Source organism: Symbiobacterium terraclitae (assembly GCF_017874315.1).
Taxonomy (GTDB): domain Bacteria; phylum Bacillota; class Sulfobacillia; order Symbiobacteriales; family Symbiobacteriaceae; genus Symbiobacterium; species Symbiobacterium terraclitae.
Genome location: NZ_JAGGLG010000018.1, coordinates 24,123 through 38,846 on the forward strand (window position 1 = coordinate 24,123; position 14,724 = coordinate 38,846).

Consider the following 14,724-nt stretch of genomic DNA (forward strand, 5'->3'; position numbering starts at 1 on the left):
CACCGGTCAGACATGACCGCCAGGCCTCAAGCAGCTTCAGGCACTCCTCCAAAGCCACGCTCCTCTCATTCGTAGGTTGCGCCGCACCACACAACGGGATCTGAACCGGGATCGGGCTCCGTCAGGTATTCCCGCGGAAACGGCTGGTCCCCACGACAGGCCTGTGGTAGCGGCTCGTGTTCACTCTCGGGCACTTCTTGTTGATTGCGCTGGTCGATCACTCGTACCCGCGGCCCTGCGGCCCAGGTGCCTCACTCACTTCGCCCCTCCCCGGGTGACTGCAGCTCGTCACCCAAGATCGTGGTGAGTCCGAGGAGATAGAGCGCAAGGCCCCGGGTTGTGCCGGCCCATGAGATCGTGGGCCGGGGTTCGTCGCTCGTCCACTTGACCGGGGCCTTGGCGCCAAGGTGATAGCTCCCGATCACCTGGGCGACGCCGTTGATGAACTGCACCCAGCCGACGCCCAGGTTGCGCAACCGTTCCTGCACGTACTCCCGGTCTTCGAACCAGAACCGCATCTCGTTCGGGTGCCACCGCTGGCCTCTCACGTACAGCGGCAGCCTCTGCTTTCGCATGAGCGGTACGAGAACCTCCAGCGCCGAGACCAGCACCACTTCGCTCGCCCTCTGGCCGTGGTCATACTCCGGCGAGACGTCCATCCGCCGTTCGCACTCATCGATCAGGCAGTACGATCCGCTCCAGTTGCCGACCCCTTCGCCGATTTCGCCCACCAGCCCCTGGGCGAAGTCGCCCATCTCCATCAGCGGGGCCACGAACTCCGCCTTCACCCGCTCGTGCAGGTCGTGGCCCCACCCAGTGTACTCCTCGCTCCGGCAGATCTCGGCGATGCGGCCCAGCACCGCCCGTTCGGCCACCCGGAGGAAGGCGCCGTAGACCAGCGCGTCCACCGCCTTGAGCGCCTTCAGCCCGGGGATCGACCGGATGCTGTCCCACTGGACGTTCCGCTTCAGGGCAGACCGGTCCCCGGCGGCCACCAGGTCGATGAACGCCTGGGCCATCACTCCCTGATGGCGCCGTAGCCACGGCAGGTGGCAGGGCAGCGCCAGCACGTCCAGCGCCTCGGCCATGCTCTCCACGCTGAGGCCGCCGGCCTCAAGCGCCCCCCGCACCGCCACCGCAGCCCCCAGCAGCGGGTGGGCGAGACTTGCGGGCAGGTCGAGAGCGGTCAGGCTCGCCAGGAACGGCTCACAGGGATCCGACGGCCCGGCACCGGGCATGCCCGGGCCAGACTCGTCCACCGCCAGGCCCAGGCGTTCATGGTAGTCGAGCAGCGCGCCGTCCCCCTGCTCGGCGGCCCGCCTGATCAGGCGGATCAGCTGCGCCTGCTCGCCCGCGCGCAGGCGGAGGAAGGCTCGCCGCGCTGCCTCGTCCGGATCCAGGGCCAGATCGGGCGTCCAGTCGGGTGCAGGATCCGGCTCCGGCACCTCGGGAGGGGACTTGGGCCACGGCGGCGACGGGCTGGCCGTTGGCGGGTCAACCCGCGAGCTGAAGCGCAGCGGGGTGCCGGGAGGGGCCAGCACGCGCGCCAGATAGAGATAGTGACCGTGCGGCGGGAACCTGCTGATGATCGGGTCGGCCCCGGTGATCTCCAGGCCCTCCACCGGCTTGTCTGACCCCAGGTACCACTCGATGCCGGTGGCGCCCTGCACCGTCAGCTCAAACGAGCGGGCGATGGGCAGGCGATCCGCCTTCAGCCACAGGTGACCGGCCCGGGTGCTGACGTAGGTGACCGGTCCGGGGTGGTCGTAGGCGACCGCCGTCTCCCGCACCGCGCCCGGGGCGTGGAACGTAACCGTGTACGGTCCCGGCTTTCTCCCCGTGACCACCCGGACGGTGTAGTCCGACACACCAGGCAGCGTGGTGACGAAGGCCCACTCGCCGGCCCCGGTCACGAGCGGGGCGCCGCCGGCGTAGACGGAGATCGCCTGGGCGCCGGGGCAGTGGATACCGTAGGGCACCTCGGGCGCGAGAGTGACGGGGAAGCGGAAGGAGGTCAGGGCCGGGGCGTCGGGAAGGGTGTACGGCTCCGGCTCGGCCGGCAGCGTCGTGGCCCAGGCGGGCTGGGGGCCCGCCTGGGTTGACTCCGCGGCGCTGGTGGAGTCGGCCGTATCGGAGTTCCAGACCTCACGGAACTTGAATCCTTTGAGCCTGTGCATCCTGACCAGTTCCACGAACTCGTCGGTCACGTAGACATCCCCGGTAGGATGTTGGACCAGCTTGAAGATCAGTTCTCCTTCGAGGGCCTCAGGACGGAAGTGCGGGTTCCAGACACTCCATACGCGGCCATCTTCACCCCGGTTGATCTGGGACCGATCCTCATCCAGAGCATCGGTGAGGTTGGTCACGTTGTAGACGTAGTACTCCCCCGACTCGCAGTCGAGCGGCAGGAGTTCCCCGTTGGCCCGGAGCACATCGCCGATGCAGTCGACGGCGCGCCGGCTGAACACCGGTGGTCTGAGGAGAGAGGGGAAATCGCCGGGCGGTCGTTGCCGCTTGCGATTCGGGTCATGCTCCGGCCAGACTCTCACGGGACGCCAACTGTCACCCTTGGGTGTACCATCGAAGCGGAAGGCGGGTGTGTCCTCATCGGCAGTGGTCAGCGCTTCGTACTTATCCGAGTCTGAGCCAAGGCGGAACACTCTCATGCTCAAGCCCCCGTCAGAAGTATTTTCCTGCTTCTATGGCCTTCCATATATTCTCGAGCCTAGCTCTCAGGTCCTGCGCTGAGGTCGCGCCCTCGAGATCATAGTAAATCTTCTTGAAGTTCTCATCAGTGTGGATCCTTCGATGGATAGACTTGGGCATCCATGCTCCGTTATTGGGGTCGTTTATGCTCACGCCGAACCGCGCAAAGATCTCGCGGCACTTCTTGGCCCACTGATTGCTGTGGCTGTAGGGACAGATGTGATGGGCCTCATAGTCCCCAGCTGGCTTCGTCCTACCCACGGCCTCCATGTTCTGCCTCAGCTTATTTCGGCTCTCGTTCGGTACCGAACGGACGACCTGTTCGAGACGCCCCATCGACTCGGCCGACCGGAGCACCGTTGTGACGCCCAAACCTACTTGGGCTACGCCGGCAGTCACTCCGGCCCACGAGACCTGTACTGCTCCGGGCGTAGCTATACCGCCAGTCGCCAAAACAAGTGAGGCTCCGCCAGCGACGCTGCCGAGGATCGTTGCCAGTCCGGACGCAATCTCGTAGAGGCCAATCCCCAGGTTGATGGCACCGGCTACTTGCCGCCCGGCCTGGAACGCTGCTGATGGGATCCCATCCAGGTAGTCCCGGAACCCCTCGACATCCCATTCTGCACCCGTGATGTTGACAATGGTGATGCCCGTCTCTGCCTGGATGAGAACCGTCTCCAGTGCGATTCCCATCAGCGCTTCACCCGCGTTGGCCCCGTCGTAGAAGGCCTGCGTCGGGTTACTCCTGGCGTAGTATGCGTCCACCAGGAACATGGGCTCGCCTGTCATGTCAAACAGGTACTCGCCAATCACGCCAATGAAGCCGATGGCGAAGTCACCCATTCCCGTGGCTGCGCCGACGAACTCAGCCTTGACACGCTCGTAGAGGTCCTGTCCCCAGGTTGCATACCCCTCAACGGCCATGATCTCGGCAATCCGCTTCAACGTGACTCTGTCGGCCAACCACTGAAAAGCTTGCTTGACCTTATCCCCCCAATCGCGCCACCCAGCGATCTGAACAGGGCCGAAGGCAGACGGAACGCTCTGGTGCGCAACACCCTGCCCAGAACTCGCCAGAGCCGCCTCCTCGACCGCGGCCAGGAAGGCTGCCTCTATCGCCTCCACGTTGTACTTGAAGTCATCAAAGTAGTAGAGGTGAAGAGCCGAATCGAGCACTTCAACCAGTTCATCGGCGGCAAGAGTGTCATCTGCGATCCGATTCAGCATGAAGGCTCCAGCGCCGAGCAGTGAATGAACCATGGCGGGGGGCAGTCCGAGGTCGGTCAACCGAGTCCGTAGGTTCCACATGATCTCGAGTTGATCGGACGTTGACTGCAGGGTGATTCCGGCTGCCTCGCCAGCAGTCGATTCCGGGGCCCCAGCAGCCGCCACCCCTATACCGAGACTGCCATGGAACGCGACAAGCGTCCTGTCGCCACGCGCTGCCGCATACTGGACGAAGGCCAGAAGTAGAGCCTGGTCTGAGTGGGGCAAGCGTTCGAAGTCTGCCAGGGCCATCTCCACGGGACCCGGTGTCAGGTCGCCGGGGAGCGCGGGAAGAGAGTCGTTCTCCGGGAGATAGGTGATTTCGGGGAACTCAGGGGTGATGGGGTGTTCAACGTCCGCCGGGGGCAGGGGATCGTACGCAGAAACGAGGTGGAAGGACGTACCAGCGGGGGCAGAGACCTTCACATAATACGACTCACCCATTTTCGGCGCAAACCGACAGGTTCGCTCAACACTCCCGGTGCACTGAACACCAGTCACTGATCCTCCGCTGCCGTTCGTAACGGCCACGCCAGTGGCTCCAGTCACCGTCAGCAGGAAGTCGCGGCCGTCGAGTAGTGCGCCAAGCCGAACCCAAGCGTACCCCTTGGAGGAGCTGGTAAACGTCTGGGGCCCGTGCACGCGATACTCCCATGCAGTCTCGCGAGTCTCCCCTCGCTCATAGAACACAGTGTGGTACTGCTGCGACTGGGCTCCAGCAACCGCTCGAATGATGTAGTCGGTATGAGTGTCGGGTGTCGTGAAGAGCGCCCATGCACCTGAGAATGTGTGAAGCTCTTCTTCCCCCGCGTAGATGGTGATGGCTTCGGCCCCCGGTACGTTCAATCCGTAGAACGTGCTAGGTGACAGCTGAGCACGGAAGGAGACGGACCGGAATGGCGGCACGAAGAACGACTGGCTCTTGCCACTGGAGGGTACCGGCCCGTAGGCCAGATCAGGTCTTGACCCGTCCAGGGACGTTAGCGTGACGGTTGTGCCTTTCGTCCCGGAAACACGTGCATAGTAGGTTCCGTCCACATCGGGCCTGAAGTACCACTCCCCTGCACCACCACTGGTGCTCAGCTTGCTTCCGGCAGCTGTGTAGAAGGAGACAGAGGAAGCACCCGTCGCCCGAAGGATGAAGGTCCGGCCTCCCTTCACCCCGTCCATCCTGTACCACGTGTACCCAACCTGGGTGATGACACTCGTCATCGGGCCATGCAGGGGGTAGGCAATGGCGGTCTCCGGGTCCTCGCCCGGACGGTAGAACCTGAGGCCGTACTTCGTCCCGACTGTTGCGGTAACCTTCACGAGATACTGTCCGGCTGCTTCCGTGGTAAACGTCAGCCATTGACCGTCGCCTCTGGCCACCTCCTGCAGCCCGCCAGCATCCTCCCGGTAGACGGCCAGGCTTGCTGCGGATCCGACATTCAGGCCGTAGAACGTCCCGTCCTCCAGATCCACACGGTACCAGCCATCCTGGCCTGCCGGGACGTCATAGCTCGGTCCTGTCCCGCTCGTCACCGGTACCGGCCCGTAAGCTACCGCAGGTGCGGATCCGTCCACGGACTCCAGCGTAACCGTTGCGCCCTTTGCTCCGGACACGCGGACGTAGTAGGTTCCGTCAACGCTTGGCGTGAAGTACCTTTCCGCTCCGGTGCCACCGCCCAGGCTGCTGCCTGTCGCTGCATAGAAGTAGATGTTGGAGGCACCGGTCGCCCGCAGGATGAAGGTTCGGCCTCCCTTCACCCCATCCATCTTGAACCACGTATGGCCGGCATCGGTGATGACGCTCGTCATCGGACCGTGCAGGGGGTAGACAAACGCGGTCTCGAGCACTTCGCCCTGACGGTAGAACTTCAGACCGTAACTTGTCGCCTTCGCAGCGGTCACTTTCACGAGGTACCGTCCGGCTGCCGGCGTGGTGAACGTCAGCCACGGACCCTCGCCTGTGGCCACCTCCTGTAGCCCGCCAGCATCCTCCCGGTAGACGGCCAGGCTCGCCGCAGACGCCACATTCAGACCGTAGTACGTCCCACCCTCCAGGTCCACACGATACCAGCCGTCCTGACCCGCCGGGATGTTGTAGCTCGGTCCCGTGCCGCTAAGAGGCACCGGCCCGTAGGCTAACGCCGGCGTGGAGCCGTCCATCGACTCCAGCGTAACCGTTGCGCCCTTTGCTCCGGACACGCGGACGTAGTAGGTTCCGTCGACGCTTGGCGTGAAGTACCTTTCCGCTCCGGTGCCGCCGCCCAGGCTGCTGCCTGTCGCTGTATAGAAGTAGATGTTGGAGGCACCGGTCGCCCGCAGGATGAAGGTTCGGCCTCCCTTCACCCCATCCATCTTGTACCACGTATGGCCGGCATCGGTAATGACGCTCGTCATCGGACCGTGCAGGGGGTAGACAAACGCGGTCTCGAGCACTTCGCCCTGACGGTAGAACTTCAGACCATAACTTGTCGCCTTCGCAGCGGTCACTTTCACGAGGTACCGCCCGGCTGCCGGTGTGGTGAATGTCAGCCACGGACCCTCGCCTGTGGCCACCTCCTGTAGCCCGCCAGCATCCTCCCGGTAGACGGCCAGGCTCGCCGCAGACGCCACATTCAGACCGTAGTACGTCCCACCCTCCAGGTCCACACGATACCAGCCGTCCTGACCCGCCGGGATGTTGTAGCTCGGTCCCGTGCCGCTAAGAGGCACCGGCCCGTAGGCTAACGCCGGCGTGGAGCCGTCCATCGACTCCAGCGTAACCGTTGCGCCCTTTGCTCCGGACACGCGGACGTAGTAGGTTCCGTCAACGCTCGGCGTGAAGTACCTTTCCGCTCCGGTGCCGCCGCCCAGGCTGCTGCCTGTCGCTGCATAGAAGTAGATGTTGGAGGCACCGGTCGCCCGCAGGATGAAGGTTCGGCCTCCCTTCACCCCATCCATCTTGTACCACGTATGGCCGGCATCGGTGATGACGCTCGTCATCGGACCGTGCAGGGGGTAGACAAACGCGGTCTCGAGCACTTCGCCCTGACGGTAGAACTTCAGACCATAACTTGTCGCCTTCGCAGCGGTGACTTTCACGAGGTACCGCCCGGCTGCCGGTGTGGTGAACGTCAGCCACGGACCCTCGCCTGTGGCCACCTCCTGCAGCCCGCCAGCATCCTCCCGGTAGACGGCCAGGCTCGCCGCAGACGCCACATTCAGACCGTAGTACGTCCCACCCTCCAGGTCCACACGATACCAGCCATCCTGACCCGCCGGGATGTAGTAGCTCGGTCCTGTGCCGCTCGTCGCCGGCACGGGCCCGTAAGCTACCACAGGTGCGGATCCGTCCACCGACTCCAGCGTAACCGTTGCGCCCTTCGCTCCGGACACGCGGACGTAGTAGGTTCCGTCGACGCTTGGCGTGAAGGACCTTTCCGCTCCGGTGCCGCCGTCCAGGCTGCTGCCTGTCGCTGTATAGAAGTAGATGTTGGAGGCGCCGGTCGTCCTCAGGATGAAGGTCCGGCCTCCCTTCACCCCGTCCATCCTGTACCACGTATAGCCAACATCGGTGATGACGCTGGTCATCGGGCCGTGCAGGGGGTAGACAAACGCGGTCTCGAGTGCCTCACCCTGGCGGTAGAACTTCAGCCTATAGCTCGTCGCCTTCTCGGCGGTCACTTTCACGAGATACCGGCCGGCTGCCGGCGTGGTGAAGGTCAGCCACGGCCCCTCACCTGTGGCCACCTCCTGCAGCCCGCCTGCCCCCTCGCGATAGATGGCCAGGCTCGCCGCAGACGCCACATTCAGACCGTAGTACGTCCCACCCTCCAGGTCCACGCGATACCAGCCATCCTGAGCAGCCGGGATGTAGTAGCTCGGTCCTGTGCCGCTCGTCGCCGGTACGGGCCCGTAGGCTGACGCCGGCGTGGTGCCGTCCATCGATTCCAAAGTGACCGTTGCGCCCTTCGCTCCCGTCACTTTGGCATAATACGTCCCGTCCGAACTGGGCTTGAAGAACCACTCCCCACCGCTGCCTTCTCCGGTCTCGCTGCTACCGGTGGCAGTGTAAAAGGAGACGGAAGAGGCACTCGTCACCCTCAGGATGAAGGTCCGGCCTCCCTTGACCCCGTCCATCCTGTACCACGCGTAGCCAGCGTCGGTGATGACGCTGGTCATCGGACCGTGCAGGGGGTAGACAAACGCGGTCTCGAGTACCTCACCCTGGCGGTAGAACTTCAGCCTATAGCTCGTCGCCTTCTCGGCGGTCACTTTCACCAGATACCGTCCAGCAGCTGGCGTGGTGAACGTCAGCCACGGCCCCTCCCCTGTGGCCACCTCCTGCAGCCCGCCTGCCCCCTCGCGGTAAACGGCCAGGCTCGCCGCAGACGCCACATTCAGACCGTAGTACGTCCCACCCTCCAGGTCCACACGATACCAGCCATCCTGACCCGCCGGGATGTAGTAGCTCGGTCCTGTGCCGCTCGTCGCCGGTACGGGCCCGTAGGCTGACGCCGGCGTGGTGCCGTCCATCGATTCCAAAGTGACCGTTGCGCCCTTCGCTCCCGTCACTTTGGCATAATACGTCCCGTCCGAACTGGGCTGGAAGGACCACTCCCCGTTGCTTCCGCTGCTGGTCAGGGTGCTCCCGGTTTCGCTGTAGAAGGCAACGGAGGATGCGCCCGTCGTCCGCAACACGAACGTCCGACGACCAGTCAGCCCTTCCATTCGGAACCATGTGTAACCCTTATCAGTGATACTGCTGACAATCGGACCGTGCAGGGGGTAGACAAATGCGGCCTCGAGTACCTCACCCTGGCGGTAGAACTTCAGCCCGTAGTTCGACGCCGTCGTAGCGGTCACTTTCACGAGGTACCGTCCGGCTGCCGGCGTGGTGAACGTCAGCCACGGCCCCTCCCCTGTGGCCACCTCCTGCAGCCCGCCTGCCCCCTCGCGGTAAACGGCCAGGCTCGCCGCAGACGCCACATTCAGACCGTAGTACGTCCCACCCTCCAGGTCCACACGATACCAGCCATCCTGACCCGCCGGGATGCCATAGCTCGGTCCTGTGCCGCTCGTCGCCGGCACGGGCCCGTAGGCTAACGCCGGCGTAGAGCCGTCCACCGATTCCAAAGTGACCGTTGCGCCCTTCGCTCCCGCCACTTTGGCATAATACGTCCCGTCCGAACTGGGCTTGAAGGACCACTCCCCGTCGCTTCCACTGCTGGTCAGGGTGCTCCCGGTTTCGCTGTAGAAGGCGACGGAGGACGCGCCCGTCGTCCGCAACACGAACGTCCGACGACCAGTCAGCCCTTCCATTCGGAACCATGTGTACCCCTTATCAGTGATACTGCTGACAATCGGACCGTGGATAGGATAGTCAACAGCTGTCTCCCTCACGGTGCCCAAGGGGTGGAAGTGAACTCCTACTGACCGGCCCGATGACGGGATGACACGAACCTCATACACATCTGTCCAGTCCACACTGACCAAGAGCCATGGTCCGTCAGCGGAGTAACGAAGGCTACCGTGGTGGTAGAACTCCAGTGTCTCCGCCCCCGGCACATTGATCCCATAGACACCCTCATCCAAGTACACCCGAAACCACGAAGGTTCGTTACCCGGAATATAATAAGTTGGTACCGAACCGTTCGTAGCCGGAACCTCATAAGCGTATTCTGGCTCTGAGCCATCCACAGAGGTTACGGTGAAGTACTCACCGGGTGAACCAAAGACCTTAAGGTAGTATGTGCGGCTGATGGATGAGGTCCCAAGCTGACAGAAGACCGGCTTCCGGGCGGAACTGCAGTACCCATAACCAGATCCGTCATCCTTGAAAACGGCCGCTCGATCAGCGCCGTCGATCGTCAGTTCTATCGTCCTGTTGGGGAGCAGTCCGTCTAGGCTCAGCCAAGTATACCCTTTGGATGTAATCTCTTCTGTAAACGGACCATGCGGATAGTAGGGGATGGCATCCTGCATGGACTCTCCCCAGGTCCCGTTCGCCAGAAGATGATGAGTAGAACCTGGTACCAACTCACCCACGCGATCATCGGCAGGCAAGTCTCCACCATCGCGCGGTGGCTCGCCCGGCGGTTCCTCCGGCATGTCCACCGGCGGCTCCTCAGGCATGTCCACCGGCGGCTCCTCCGGAATGTCCACCGGCGGTTCCTCCGGCATGTCCACCGGCGGCTCCTCCGGCGTGTCCACCGGCGGTTCCTCCGGCATGTCCACCGGCGGTTCCTCCGGCATGTCCACCGGCGGCTCCTCCGGCGTGTCTACTGGCGGCTCCTCCGGCATGTCCACCGGTGGCTCTTCCGGTATGTCCACCGACGGCTCCTCCGGCGTGTCTACCCGCGGCTCTTCCGGTATGTCCACCGACGGCTCCTCCGGCGTGTCTACCGGCGGCTCTTCCGGCATGTCCACCGGCGGCTCCTCCGGCATGTCCACCGGCACCTCTGTAGCAATTTTACTCAAAAATTCATTCAAGTTGACGCGCGAACCGGACATCTGGCTCCCAACGTTGATGCCGTACGCCTGCCTTGCATAGGCCACTGATGTGACTCCCAGGGTAGGGGTAATCAAAATACTACATGCCACCATAACCGAGACCGCCTTACGAAGCAACCTCACTCACACCGCCCCCTTCCAGAATGCGCTGAATAACATAATATCGTTATTCTCTGCACACCGAACTTCCCCTCCTCTTTCTCGTTATATGCTACACATTCTTTGGATATGGTGTTTTTGATGATGAACGATAAAAGGGCACACTTCTCCAAGTGCGTTGCTACTCGTGGTCGTTCACCGTGGAGACGACGCCATGTCAGGCGAACAGCCGAGACTCCAGCCAGTGCTTCATCCGCTAGGCTACGCCTGTGTCTCCGTCCACGAACCTCCTGGGATCCACGCGGTGGAAAACCGTTCTTGAGCCGGAACCGGCTTTTCACTCAGCATCTTAGGTACGTACATGTTAGTTGTCATTCTTTAGCCGCTATTTAATATCATATCAGTAAAGTTGCCAAGGCGGCCGTTACCGGGTTGTTACAGAAGGAAGAGGGGCGCCCTTCGGCGCCCTTCGTCGGTTCCCTGTAGCCGGTCCAACGCCCGTGGATGATCGCCTGCGGCTTCGGCGGGCAGCCCGGCACCTAAATGTCCACCGGCACCTCGTCGTGGATGGCGCCGCGGATGGCGTGGCTCGCGGTGTAGACCGTGCCGCAGAAGACACGGGCCTTCTGCTCGATGGCCTGCCTCTGCCCGTCTTGGCGGATGGCGCTTGCCGGGGGGCGTACGTCTCCCAGTTCTCCTCCGGCGCCGGCCGGATCGAGTGACGGCGGATGGAGCGTGCCAATGCGTTCGGGCCCCTGCGGCAGGCGGCTGCCGCAGGGGCCCGACTGTGCCGTCAGCCCCCGAGCCAGCCCCTCGCAAAGCGGCCGGGGGCTCATTCCTGGCGCAGCGCGTCCAGAACCTGTGTGCGCGCAGCCGTGCGGGCGGCGAAGAGCGCGACCAGCACCGCGGTGAGCAGGCTAGCGCCTGCGACCGCGCCGACCAGCGGCATGGGGATCCAGATCGTCCAGCCGGCCGTGACGACCACCGACAGGTAGAGGAAGCTCAGGCCGGCAGCGAACCCGCTGATCAGGGCGCCCGCCGTCAGCAGCAGGTTCTCCGCCAGCACCATGCGGAACAGGAGCGGCACCGCGATGCCCGCGGCCCGCAGCGTCGCGTGCTCCCGCCGGCGGCCGTGCAGGCTGGCCGCCAGCGTGTTCACCATCGCCAGCAGCCCCATGAGCACCAGCACGCCCACGCCGGTGCTGAGGATCGCGCGCTGTCGGCGAGTCCGCTCGCGCAACGCAGCGCGCGCTTGCTCCTCGGTGCTCCAGGTGAGCTCGGGGATTTCGGCTTTGAGCGCGGTCAGTTCAGCCTCAACCAGTTCATACTGCTCCAACGGGAAGTTGATCAGCACCTTATCAAGTCTGTCGGCTTCCTCCCGCAGAGGGAGCTGGTCGTGATCCACCAGGATGTCGGTGTCCCACAGACCGGCCACTGGCTCCGGGATGACGGCCGCCACCCGCAGTTCGAACGGGTCGACCGTGATCGGAGGGAAGCGTTCACCGGCCGGTCCCGAAAGGCGGATCACGTCGCCCACCTGAAGCCCGGTCTGGCGGGCCATGGCGCGGGTGATCACCGCCCTCGGCCCCTCACCCAGCGCCTCGGGGGGAACCAGCCCCAGGTCGGCCAGCCCGTGCATGTCCACCGGCACGAGCGAAAGCCGCAGTCCCCCTCTCACCGTCTGGGACTCGGAAAACTCCGGGTCAACCGGATACTCCGACGCGTTGGCCCAGTCGACCCCCACGTCCCAGCCCACGGCCGCGGCCTGTACCACACCCGGCAGTCCAACGATCTTCTCCCCCTTCTCCCAGGCGACCGTATCGATGTACGTGGCCACCACCAGGGGTGTGGGAAACTGAGCCCGCAGTGCCTGCGTCTGTTGCTCTTCATACGTGCGAACCAGGGTGAACCCCACGACGGCGGCGGCCAGAGCGCTCCCGATGATCACCGTGGTCCACCGGCCCTGACGCTGCAGGCTCTCGGCGTTCCGCAGGGCAAGGAGCAACACACGGCCCCGTCCCGCCAGGAGCGGCCGCATAACCAGCATCGCCAGCCGCAGAACGGGCCACACCAGGCTGAAACAGGCCGCCACCCCACAGAGGCCGCTGAGGAGCGCCAGGAACAGCAGCAGTTCCTCGTTTCTTCCCCCGGGAACCGCGGCGCCAAGGACCTGGAAGAGCAGGGCGCCCAGCAGCGCGGCGAGGGGCACCCACCACCGGAAAGGCGCCATCGCCTCGTCCACCTCGGTCTGCCGGGCCGCCTGGACAGGCGGCACCCGCGTCGCGCGCCGCACCGGAATCCAGACAGCAGCCACCTGCAGCCCCCAGCCGAGCAGGACGGCGGGCAGGAGCTCACCGATGGACGGTAAGGCCGTGACGAGCGGAACACCCAGGGCGGGGGAAAGGATCCGGCCGACAGCCGGAGCCAGCACTATCCCGGCCGCCGTCCCCGTCAGGGCGCCGAGTCCGCCGAGCAGGAGGACCTCGACCAGCAGCGCCCGGCGGGCTTGCTTCAGCGTCGCGCCAACCGCCCTCAACAGGGCGATCTCCTGGAGCCGCTCCCGCAGGGTGAACTGGGTCACGCCCACCACCAGAAGCGCGCTGACCAGCAGGGTCAGGCTGCCCGTCAGCAGGCCGAGGCTTCTGAGCCCGCCTGCGGTCCGCCGCGCCTCGTCCGCCTCGAAAGCCATGTCCACCGTGAGGTCACGGGCAACTCCAGGATGCCTGCGCTCGAGGGCCTCTTGAATGTCATCTGCCGTCTGAAGCTTGAGCCTGGGATCGATCAACCGGATGTAAAAGGCGGTGATGGCGCCTGGCTGTCCGGCGACATCCTGCATGGTCCGCAGGGAGAAGTAGGCGAGTTTGGGAGTGCCGGCACGCAGGGGCGGCGATACGATTTCGCCCACCCGGAACGTGCGGGGCTGATCGGGGAAGGGAAGGGTCACCGTCTGGCCCGCGGCGATCCCCATCTCCGCGGCCGTCTGGTCGCTGACGAAGACCTCGTCATCCCCGACCGGCCGGGGCAGCCGGAAGAGCCGCAAGGTTCCGGGATGCGGGGAGAGGCCGACGTACCGGATGGCCTGCTCGGTCTCGAAGGGGTCGCCTATGAACGGGAAGTACGCCGCGCCGACCTCCCGCACGCCGGCGATGGACTCGATCTCCGCCAGGTCAGCGGGTCCGAACCGGGCCTGTCCAGTCGCGGACCCCACCACCAGATCGATGCCGCCGAACTCCTCCTGGATCCTGGCTTCGACCCCGGCCCGGGCCATGGCCGCCAGGCAGAGGACCGCCACGGTGAGCCCGACGCCCAGGGCGGCGCCGGCCACCGTCAGGGCGACCCGGCGCGGGCTGTGCTTCAGGGAGCGCCAGGCCAGTCCAGACGGCCGGAGCATCACGAGGCCTCACCTTCCACCAGGTGTTGCAGCCTGGTCAGGGTGTGCTGCACGCGCGCGGACCGCGTCCAGTCGCGCCCCATCTCCCACTCATCTACGATGCGCCCGTCCCGGAGGTACACAACCCGGTCGGCCCGGGCGGCCGCGACGGGATCGTGGGTCACCAGGAGGACGGTGGTGCCCTGCTCCCGGCAGACCCGCTCGAGCAGGTCGAGCACCTGCTTCCCGCTGGCGGAATCGAGGTTTCCCGTGGGCTCGTCCGCCAGCAGGAGCGCCGGGTTGTGGACCAGCGCCCGGGCCACCGCAGTCCGCTGCTGCTCGCCGCCGGACAGCTCGTAGGGATAGTGGTCGCGCCGCTCCCAGAGGCCGACCCGCTCCAGCCACACCCTGGTTGCGCGCTCCACGACGCCTGGGGCTGCGCCCTGCAGGATCAGCGGCAGCCCCACGTTCTCCCGCGCCGTCAGGCTGCGCACGAGGTTGAAGGACTGGAACACGAAACCGAGGCGGCGCTGGCGGAACTCAGTCGCCCCGGGCTCCCGGCCCCACTCGGGCACCGGCTGCCCCTCGAAGCGAACCTCGCCGCCCGTGGGTTGATCGAGCGCACCGAAGATGTGCAGCAGCGTGGACTTTCCGGATCCGCTGGGCCCCATGATCGCCAGGAACTCGGACGGGTGCACCTGCAGGTCGACGCCGCGCAGCACGGTCACCGGCGACCGGCCGCGCGGGTACTCTTTCGTGAGGCCCCGCACCTCAAGAACCGCCGCCATGTGTACACCTCTCCC

The 14,724-nt window shown here is 64.9% G+C and carries 4 protein-coding genes; all 4 read right to left on the reverse strand.

The window, feature by feature from the left end:
* Positions 1-251 precede the first annotated feature (251 nt).
* Positions 252-2,468, reverse strand: coding sequence for an imm11 family protein (locus J2Z79_RS11100; RefSeq protein WP_209466956.1), 2,217 nt, complete (start codon positions 2,466-2,468; stop codon positions 252-254).
* 211 nt (positions 2,469-2,679) lie between these two features.
* Positions 2,680-10,497 carry an AHH domain-containing protein gene (locus tag J2Z79_RS11105; RefSeq protein WP_209466957.1) on the reverse strand — a complete coding sequence of 2,606 codons (7,818 nt, stop codon included), beginning with the start codon at positions 10,495-10,497 and terminating at the stop codon, positions 2,680-2,682.
* Positions 10,498-11,383: 886 nt separating this feature from the next.
* Entirely contained in the window at positions 11,384-13,942 is a 2,559-nt protein-coding gene (locus J2Z79_RS11110) for an ABC transporter permease (RefSeq protein ID WP_209466958.1), read from the reverse strand.
* Entirely contained in the window at positions 13,942-14,709 is a 768-nt protein-coding gene (locus J2Z79_RS11115) for an ABC transporter ATP-binding protein (RefSeq protein WP_209466959.1), read from the reverse strand. The genes J2Z79_RS11110 and J2Z79_RS11115 overlap by 1 nt, the downstream gene beginning before the upstream one ends.
* Between the last annotated feature and the right edge of the window lie 15 nt (positions 14,710-14,724).

What these genes read in the sequence shown, in the direction of transcription:
- J2Z79_RS11115 (WP_209466959.1), bottom strand. Translation starts at nt 14,709, where the DNA reads ATGGCGGCGGTTCTTGAGGTGCGGGGCCTCACGAAAGAGTACCCGCGC.
- J2Z79_RS11110 (WP_209466958.1), bottom strand. Translation starts at nt 13,942, where the DNA reads ATGCTCCGGCCGTCTGGACTGGCCTGGCGCTCCCTGAAGCACAGCCCG.